The sequence below is a fragment of the Rhodoferax sp. genome (genome assembly GCF_037143375.1).
Lineage (GTDB): Bacteria > Pseudomonadota > Gammaproteobacteria > Burkholderiales > Burkholderiaceae_C > Rhodoferax.
This window is the reverse complement of record NZ_JBAWYV010000268.1, coordinates 1-2,589: the sequence shown is the minus strand read 5'-3', so window position 1 is coordinate 2,589 and position 2,589 is coordinate 1. Positions and strand designations below refer to the sequence as shown.

1 protein-coding gene is annotated in these 2,589 nt (G+C 53.3%); it reads right to left on the bottom strand.

The window, feature by feature from the left end:
* Positions 1-10 precede the first annotated feature (10 nt).
* On the bottom strand, positions 11-2,589 hold a 2,579-nt coding region (locus WCG50_RS18835), incomplete at its 5' end, for an MtrB/PioB family outer membrane beta-barrel protein (protein ID WP_336901132.1).

Here is a 2,589-nt window from a genome sequence, read left to right as displayed (position 1 = left end):
GTCAGAAGGGTTACAGCTTGTACTGAATAAAGATGCCGATGACGTTGGCATGGTAGTTCTGCGCACCGCCGTCGAGCAACAGGGTGCCAGAGTCGTAATTGGCCGCCGCATTTTTGATCACATCGTCGTAATGCCAGTCCTTGACCTGCCCGACTTCAAAGCGGTCATACAGGCGCACCGACAACTTCTTGTTGATTGGGATGAGCAGGTTGAAGTTAAGGGTTTGCGTCACGAAGGTCATGTTGGGCAGGGCGCTACCGGCGATCAGGGCGGCGGCGGCTTGGGTTGCGGCAGTGCCACTAAAAGCCGTGCTGCCGTAGTTGTAGCTGATGGCGGTTGAACTGCTGGAGTAGGTGTAGTCAACCCCGAATTGCATGTTGCCCACCGCACTCTGGAAACCCAAGCCAAGAACGTCATTTTGGTCACGCGTATCCGACGTCCAGGTTGCACTCGTCGGACGTGAGCCATCCAAACCCGTCACCGTGTCAGAACAGGCCGAATAACCATATAGCGCAAGATTCGCTGCGGTACAGGAATTCGCCCCAGCTGTACCCGAGTTAAGTTTCATCGACTTCTGGCCTTGCTGATATGAATAGAAAGCATAGAGGTTTTTCCCAGACGAAGGTTGGTAATTCAGCTCCAGGCTCAAAGAGTCTTGCTTGTCTTTATCCATCCCATAGAACGAACCGGGGTACTTGATGTCTTTGGTCTGAAAGGTTACGCCCAAATCAAGGTCTTCGCGGGCTTGAAAGTTCAAGCGGGCGTTGAAGATGTTCTGATCACGGTCGGCTTGGTCATACTTGCGAAAATAGTAGGAATAGCGATTCAAAATACCAGCGGCAAGCGCTGCATAGTTAGCCGGGAGTGCAACGGTTCCTGCATTGACACCGGCCTGTCCGGTTAGGGTATTGATGCTGAGACCTGGCAAGCTCGTGCCCAGGTCTTCAAAGGTACGGTAGTTGTAATCACTGCCACGCTTGCTATCCGTCTCAAAAGATGTGCGAAGAGTTGCATTGCCCCACCCGCGATTAACGTAGCCCAACTTGAGCTTATCCTCCCATGTTTTATCGCGCTCGCGGAAGTTTCGTGTGAATTCTTCACGCTCCAAAGCAGCATTAATGCTGCTGGTGCGGGACAAATCGTAGTCGCCAGCCAACCCATAGTTCAGCTGCTGGGTCGAGCGAGCCTGGCCATAAACTGGCGTATTGTTGCCGTTGACAATAGTGTTTGTGTAAGTCCCAGGAACAGGAACAACTGGAAGACCGGCTGCCGCAGATGTCCATGTGCCAGCACCAAAAGTACAGCCAGGTACAGCCGGGAATCCAGGCGGCACATAGCAACTGCCTGTTGCACCCGGCGTCTTGCCCGGCGCCAAACCGACCACAGCATCCAGTCCCGTCAGGCCATTGGCATCCGCAAAGCCCCGGCCAAACTGCCCAGTGAGAGGGTTATAGGCGGTGTAACCGCCCTTGTTGGATGAATCAAAGAACCGGAAGGCACCCTTCATACTGAGTGCATCGGTTGGCTTCACAGAGAGTCCCAAATCCAGCAGTGTGGTATCGATCCGCTGCTTGGCGGTCAACTGACTCAGGGCTGCGGTGGTATTCCAGTTGTTTATGAGCGCTGGTGAACCATACCCGGCATTATTGCCAGGTGAGAACGTTGCCAATGGCCCCGATAAACCGGCGACGGCAAGCTGGGCATTTTGCGCGGCAGAAATTGGCGCTAAAAGAGTATCGTCCTGCTGGCTGGTACCCCATGCCACGGTTGCATTGAACCGACCTTTGTAGAAATCGGGCAGCGAACGTGCAAATTCACCCTTCAGGTTGAAAGCATTGTTATCGGGATACAAATCATAGGTTGCCGTCTGCATGGCTCCACCATTAGCCCCCGTAGAAAGAAAGGGGTAATCAACATTCAGTGTGCTGATATTGTTACGAAACATGGACAGCGAGGCTCGCAGGTTGGCCTGGGTCAACGCATCGGCATACTGAACACCCCCCAAAAATTCATGGGTGGTGTAGTCAATTGGCTCTGCAATCTCGGTCGAAATATTACCTTCATTCATCGCAAAGGGCCGAGCACCGGTGCGCGCTTCCTGGGTGTAGCTGGCATAACCTTTCCAGTTATCGGTGATGGTCTTGTCCATTCGGGCGCCACCTTTTTTACGCACCAAGCTCAACTCACTGTCAGGCATATTCTTGAGCTTGTTATAAATATCCAAGGCGATACCCGATTGCGCGCTCGCCGCCGTAACCGCAGGAATAACACCGGTCGCAGTAGCAGGCTTACCACCGATGCCGTTGACGGCGGCCGCTATTCCTGTATAGGCGCCAGCATTGCCAAACGCCCCGGTATATCCGTTAATCTTGTTGCTAAACACTGTTGTCAAACCGGTCGCCTGACTGGCATAGCTCCAGCAGGGCGCGGCAGCTGAACAACTTGTCGTTGGCCCAACAAAATTTGCAGTTGTACCCTGCGTATAGGTTCCGTTAATAACGGCCGTCGGTTTAGGCAAACCTGTCGTCAAATTCCCCGTTCCCTCGCCGTTAAAGAGAGGCTTCCAATTGCTGGTAAAAACATGTTGGG